Source organism: Microbispora rosea (assembly GCF_900156315.1).
Lineage (GTDB): Bacteria > Actinomycetota > Actinomycetes > Streptosporangiales > Streptosporangiaceae > Microbispora > Microbispora rosea.
On record NZ_FTNI01000029.1, the window covers coordinates 120,405 to 127,590 of the forward strand.

Annotated in this window: 3 protein-coding genes; 1 reads left to right on the top strand and 2 read right to left on the bottom strand. The window is 62.2% G+C overall.

What is annotated here, in order from left to right; translation table 11 throughout:
- Positions 1–88 precede the first annotated feature (88 nt).
- On the bottom strand, positions 89–1,258 hold the full coding sequence (locus BXA11_RS32500) for a DUF4259 domain-containing protein (RefSeq protein WP_076440709.1): 1,170 nt from the start codon (positions 1,256–1,258) through the stop codon (positions 89–91).
- Between the two features lie 60 nt (positions 1,259–1,318).
- Positions 1,319–6,967 (bottom strand): DNRLRE domain-containing protein, encoded by a 5,649-nt coding sequence (locus BXA11_RS32505; RefSeq protein ID WP_208865586.1) that lies wholly within the window; start codon positions 6,965–6,967, stop codon positions 1,319–1,321.
- 34 nt (positions 6,968–7,001) lie between these two features.
- Between BXA11_RS32505 and BXA11_RS44070 the strand changes: the two genes are divergently transcribed.
- The coding region (locus BXA11_RS44070) for a hypothetical protein (RefSeq protein WP_208865587.1) at positions 7,002–7,186 on the top strand (185 nt) is incomplete at its 3' end.

Genomic DNA, 7,186 nt, shown 5'->3' on the forward strand with positions numbered 1-7,186 from the left:
GTAGGCTTCTATGAAGTAGCAAGAAAGGGTCCGCTTGCGGATCGACACACAACATCATGGTACACAGGTCTGCTCTAGCCGTGCAGGATCAGTATAGAAAATAAGGCGAAGCGCTCTCGTCTGGAGCGAATGGTAGAAACCATCGATCAGGTTGAATAAGGCGAGGGGGCCCATCATACCCATCACTTATGAACGGGATCATTTTAGAGATACGGTAATGGGAGGATGACCGTGAGAGCTCCCATAGATCACGCCTGTTCTCTGACTGGTGGAGTTCACGGGCGACTCGCTGAGCAAGAGCCTGACCGCCAACTTCATCAAGGCCGGCATATGCCTGGATCAAGGATTCAACCTTCCAGGACAAGGATCTACACACGAAATCGACTGCAGTGGACGCACAGGAGAGACCATTGTCCCTTATTAAGCTTTGAGCGGTGTCGATAGCAGTCACTACAAATTTGCGCACAAAACTGGAATCGTATGAGGAAGCAAAGCGCCAGGGTAGGGCATCAAGGAATTTGAAATCTCCGGGCCCGGCCGACGCGAGGCTGCCGCCCCTCACGTCGAGGAGTTTGAGGTCGTCAAAGATGTCATCGATCAGAGATCGGCTGCCGTCGATAATGGCGCCGCCAGCGAACTCGCATATATTCCGCTCGAATACGAGATCGTTATACCAGAAGTCGTCCTTAGGGTCGTTGAAGGTCTCGATTTGTATCGCTCGAAGACTGGATGCCCGCTGCCGGATGCGTGATCTCTCAGATTCTATTACTGCCCGCTCCGGGAGGGGTGTCAGGGGATAGTCAGGCTCCAAGGATTCACTATTAGGCGAGTATGCGAGATGCAGGTCGGGTCCGGCGAGCGCCTTGAGGTACTTATCCAATTCCTTGCAGGCCTCATCCATCTCTCCAGCTACTTTCCACTGGGCGTAGAGATCATTGGTTCCGTGAATTGGATCCCGAGGAGTCATCGCGAACTGCAGCAGGTCCCGTGCCATTATTCTTATCTCAGGTGTCACCGTGGGAGTTATTTTCCTGCTTCGTAATGCCTCTATGGCGATGCGTGAATCGATCTGGAGCGCCACCAGTACGGCGCATGCGATCCCTATCCGCATGACTTCCGCCGGCACGTGATCGTCCTCTTCCAGTATCGCCTCTAGTATGTCTCTGATCACCCTTCCTTGATCGGATGCTTGTTCCAGGAAAGCAATAAAATTCATTGCATCATCGTTATCTAGTATTTTGGAGGAGTAACAGGTCATTACTATCCCTTCAACATCGAGACGATCGGTGTGACGAGTCCTGGATGAGCCGCTCAGAACCTACTCTCCCTCGATCTTTTCAAAGAATGAACCCCGCCCTGTTCGGCCTATGATTTGGAACTGCTCAGGACTCATCGGCTTCATAGGGATACCGAGCCCTCGCAGGAAATTGAATCCCGCTCGCCTAGCCCAGTTCGACACTTGTAGGGCCTGCTTCGCATCGCTCGCGGTCATGCCCGCCCCTCTACTCAGAGGCCGCCTGTCGTTGTCCGGTAGCTTCTGCCCCATAGCCTTGAAGTAATCATACATGATGTCTTCGAGACCATTCATCGTGGTCGCGTCCAGGGTCCTGAAAAGGATCACCATGCGGAATCCTCGATTCTTGAACGCCTCCTGTTCCTGCGGTTTATATCTGGTATCGAAATTCGATGCCTTTCCTACTTTGGCGACTTCTCCAGTCTTGGGATTCACCCACGCATATACTCCGCTGCGGATCTCCGGATCGCCGAACCCCTCGTCTCCATTGAACATGAGGAGCGCCATGCCGCCGATGCCCATCTCCCCGAAATAGCTACGCATCGACTCGTCGGTTGCGGCGTGATCGACGTTCGCAGTTTTCCCACCGGCGTCCTCGCACCAGGACGGATGCTTCGTACATATATCCTGGATAAGAGCCTTTTCGGTGTTCAGTTGCCAGAACGAGTTGTTCATGCAGCTCTGCGATAGGCATATCTTTCCATCGCGGGCCATGCGATTGATGTAGGCGGTGGCCATCCAGCGGGAGGGGAAAGTTATTTTGACGTAGTCCCAGTAGACGGTGTAGGGCTTTGAATCACGACACTCCTTACTCTTTGGATGCGCGCAGGGATTTTGAGGCGGAGGTCCACTCACCAGACCCGTGGGATCAGACATCCCAATTGGGTTATCGCCCGCATAGGAGTAGGGGTTCGACTGCTGCGCGTTGCTCAGGTCTAGCAAGGGATCTACCGATATAAACCTCGCTACTTCAGGGTCGTAGTAACGAGCACCCAATAGATCGAGTCCAGTGGACTCGTCCTCAATTTTACCGAGGAAACCGCGGTCCCCGAACGGAAGTTGATCCCTGCCCCGATGCTGCCCAAAGGGCAGATATCGTTGGCGAGAGAATGCACCCGTGACGTCATTTACACCGATCTCACTCGACCCATGGAGGCCAGACATCAGCCAGGTGAGCCCATCTCCGCTCGCTCTCGCCGCGACGATGACGCCGTCCGGCGATCCGTAGTAACGCTTCGCGGTGACAGAGTTTCCAGTCGCCTCAATCTCCATGGAGCCGAGATAAAGGGTCGTCTTACCTCCAGGCTCACGACGGATAAGCCGTTGGCCGTTCGCGTCGTACACCATCGTGGTGTCCTGGCCGTCAATACTTGCCTTCTCTAACTGACCGAGTTCATTCCAGTCGAAGCTGCCAGACTTGCCGCCGGAAGTGCGGGAGATCATTGCGCCCGCATTGTCGTAGGCGTACGTATCCGTACCCGCGGGCCGTGTGATGGAACTAACCGCGTTCGGCCGTTCCGCAGAGTCTCCCGCCTGCGGGTAATTGTAGGTCGCGGTCTGCCCATCAGAGGTCAGACTTGTGAGATTGCCGGCCGCGTCGTATGTATAGGACTGTGCGTATGGGTCGGCTCCCTGATTGTCGCCCGTTGCTGCACCAGACCCACAGGACGTGGCCGTGGTGGTCCACGCCTGAGTCAGACGGTGCAACCCGTCATAGGTGAAGCATTCGGACTGGCCACTGCTTCCGTTAGTGGCAGAGGCAGCGTCCAGGATCTTTTTGATCTCACCGGAGACGTCATAGGTGTACTGGTCGTCTTGCCTGACAACCGGATTATCCGTGTCCGAACTGGTCGTCGTCGTGACCCGCTTCAACCAACCAGTTGTCTCATCCCATGTGAGCGCGCGCTTGATCTTTCCGTTCGCGCCATAGGAGCGCTCGGTTAGGCGGTTAGTCGGGGAGTAGGTCGTTGATCCAATATAAGTGAATCCACCACTCCAGTCGGAAGTCATAACCTGCGGAAGGTTCAGCTCCGAATAGGTGAAGTTGATCTGCTCGCTAGGCAAGCCCCCGGCTGCGGGCATTGTATAAGAGGCAACCGATCCGCTGAATGTATACTTGGTGGCGAAGGTGTAAGTACCCGCCAGTAGACCTTCAGACGAGGGGATCGTCAGGGTCGAGCTGAGTGGGCGGCCCATGGAGTCATAGTCCGAAACCGCATCGACATAGGCGTTGCCGTCGACATAGCGGGTCGCGGAGGACAGCTTGCCCTCGCCCTTTCCGGCGGTGTCGTAGACCCACTCGGCCAACTTGGTCCCACTATCGCGCTCCCCGGACCAAACGGCAGTCTTACGGCCGAGGTCGTCGTAGGAGTAGGAAACCTTCTGTCCCTTGGCGTTTGTCGACCACAGCAAGTGGCCGGCCGCGTCGTAGGCCTGCTGGGAGTCGCCGGCGTCTGGGTCGTGGGATGCAGTGGGGCGGCCGAGCAGATCGTAGGTGAAGGTGCGAACGTTGCCGTTGGCATCGGTCTGCTTGGTCATCCGACCGTTGCTGTTGTATTCGTAGGTGGTGTCGTAGTGCTGTGCCGCCTTGACCTCGATCGATTGCCAGGAAGTCCAATCGGAGGTGTCACCGCCGCGGGTCGCGCGGACGTGCCAGCGGATCTTCCACCTATCGCCTAGTTTCCCAACGGGGACGGTGACGGCGGCGTCGTTGTCGGAGGCCACACCGCTGACCGTGGTTGTCCAGATCTGGCCGCTGCCGTGTGCGGTGTCGGCCGGGTCGTGCTCGACCTCGAATTCCGCGCCCAGCTGGCCGTCGGCGGGTGAGCTGACCTTGGCGATCAGGGCGGGAGTCAGGGTGTTGGTGGTCCCGTTCATGGCGGGCTGGGTGCGGGGCTCGTCTACGGTGAGGACCTGTGAGCCGTCGACGACGGTCAGCTGCTGCCAGTCAGACCAGGCGGAGGTGCCGCCGCCGGTGATGGCGCGGGCGCGCCAGCGCACGAGCCACCCGTCGCTTAGCTTGCCTTGGGGGACGGGCGCCGTCGCCTGGGTGCCGGAGGTCACGTTGTCGACCGCGGTCGTCCAAATGCCGCCGGTGCCTTGGCCTTCGGACGCGGCGGGGTCGTGCTCCAGCTCGAACTCGGCCCGTACCTTTCCGCCAGCGGGGTCGGTGACCTGGGCCAAGAGTTGCGGGGTCAGCGACGCGCTGGTTATCTTTCCGTCCACTACTTCGGACGGGGTGACCTGCAGGGTGCCCAGCACCGGGTCGGGCTGGTCGACGCGGACGGTCTGCCAGTCCGACCAGGATGAGGCAGTCTCGCCGGCGACGGCGCGGGCGCGCCAGCGCACTAGCCAGCCCTCGCTAAGTTTGTCGGCGGGGACGGCAACGGCCGCCTGGGTGCCGGCGGGAACGTCATCGGCCGCGCCGGTCCAGATTTGGCCGGTGCCCTGCCCCTCAGGGGCGGCGGGGTCGTGTTCGAGTTCGAACTCCGCCCGCATCGCGCCGCCGGCGGGGTTGGTGACCTGAGCACGCAACTGCGGGGTCAGCGACGTGGCCACGGCGGTGCCGTCGACGACCTGAGAGGGGGTGACCTGCAGCGCGATCACCCCGGGTTCGGAGGCGATGTTTCCGGCGTTGACGGTGGCGGCCTGCCAGTCCGACCAGGCGGAGGCGACCTGGGTGGCGGTGTTGATCGCGCGGGCGCGCCAGCGGATTCCCCACCCGTTGGACAGGGCCCCGCCGGGGACGGAGACCGACGACTGAGCGCCGGAGGCAACGTTGTCGGCGGCGCCGGTCCAGATGCCGCCGGTGCCGTGCTCGGTGTCGGCGGGGTCGTGCTCCAGCTCGAACTCCGCCCGTAGCGGTTGCCCGTAGGCGTCGGTGACGGTGGCCAGAAGTTGCGGCGTCAGCGACGACACAGCGGTCTTCCCGTCGACAGTCTCGGCGGGGGTGATCTGCAGCTGGGAGACGGTAGCGGCTGGGACCTTCACCGTCAGCGCCTGCCAGTCCGACCATGCGGAGGTGTTGGATCCGGCGGCGACCGCGCGGGCGCGCCAGCGGACCTTCCACCCGTCGGCGAGCTTTCCGGCGGGGACGGTGAGGGTGGCCTGGGTGCCGGAGGCGACGTTGTCGACCACGGGGTCCAGCGCGGTAGTGATGGTGGCGGTTTGCCAGTTCGACCAGGACGAGGAGGTGGAGGTGCCGGTGTTGGTGGCGCGGGCCCGCCAGCGGATGTGCCACCCGTTACTGAGCTTCCCTGCCGGGACGACGGCGGGGGCGTCGTTGCCGGAGGTGACGCCGGTGGAGCTGCCGGTCCAGATCTGGCCGGTGCCCTCAGCGGTGTAGGCGGGGTCGTGCTCGACTTGGTAGTCGGCCCGCAGACTGCCGCTGGCAGTGTCGGAGACGGTGGCGTGCAGGGTCGGCGTCAGCGACGACACCGCGCCCCCGGCCGACGGGGTGATCGACAGGTTGCCCACCGTGGGGGACGACGACGGCAGCGAGTAGGTGACGGTCAGCGCCGGCGCCTGAGCCTCGCCAGGGTAAGCGACGGCACCTTCGGAGGAGTCGTAAATACGCCAGTCCGCCTCCGCGCTTTCATCGACACCTCGTATCTGCAGGCCGTATCGGGGCTGGCCGGCAGCCCAGTCCTGGGCGATGCCGGTGACATCCCACGTGACTATCAATGCGCCCATGCCGTCATCGCCACAGGACCCGATGATGTGGGCGTCCTTGCTGATGACGGCGTCTTCGGTGGTGGTGTACGGCTGCCGGTTCCAGGTGACGGTGTAGGGGTCCCAGGCGCGGGTCACCCTGCTGGCCTGAATGCCAGAGCCGAATGGCCCGCACTCGGGGGCATCCTTGTTGAGGAGCGACAGTTGTGCCTGCGTCACGGTCGCGCCGGGCAGGAAGGAGGTGTCGAAGTTGAGGTAGCTGCGCGCGACGTAGCCGCCGCCGGCACCGGCGTAGAGTTCATATTCCTCGGCGGGGGTACCGGTGCTGTCGTCGTTGCCGACGTAGGTGTCTGCTTGCAAGGAAAGGTCCACTGTCGGGTCGACGGTCACCGGGTAGGTGAGCGTCGGGTCGGACAGGAACGCCGCATCCGGGGTCAGCTCCAGGACCTGGTGGTCGCCTTCCGCGGTGAGGCGGGTGGCGATGCGGCCCGTGCGCCGGTGCCGATCCTTGGCCTCAGGCTTGGCGTCCGCCTTCGCGTTCGCGTTGGTACCGGCCTGGGTGTCCCCCGCCTTCTCCCCGCGGGTGGGCTTGGGATACATGACCGGCTGGGCCACCGGCGCGACCAGCTTGCCCGCGCTGTCGGTCACAGTGAGCCGGCCCTGACCGTCCTGCTGCAGCTTCCACCCGCTGGTCTTAACCCCGATGCGATAGTTGAGCTGCGTCGTGGGACGCTCACGCAACTCGATGTCGTGACGGACACCACCAGGCAACACCGTCACCACCAAGTCCGCACCCGAACCAGCCGCATCGACGTAACGCGCCTTGTTCCGCTCAACAGTCGGCTTGGGCAACGGGGACGGCCAGCTCAGCGCGATCGAGTTGCCTGCCTCATCGGCCACCGTCGCGAACGGCCCATCCCCACCGGCAGACACCGTCACCGCAGGCCCGGCCTTGGGCACCAAGGCGCCGTCCTTCTCCACCAAGCTGGTGTCGATCGGCACCCACGCCCCGTCCCGCTTGATTCGTGTTGGACGGGTGCTGACCGTCGTGGTGAACGTCTTCCCGTCCGGATTGGCCACAGTCGAACTCGTCGCCGAGGTCAACCCCGCCACCTCAACCGGCTTACCCGCCCGCTTCGCCTCAACCGACGCGCGGATGCGCGCGTCGTCCTGCACCTGCGCCGCCGGCGCATCCGCAGCAGGCGCATTCGAGGCGGAGGC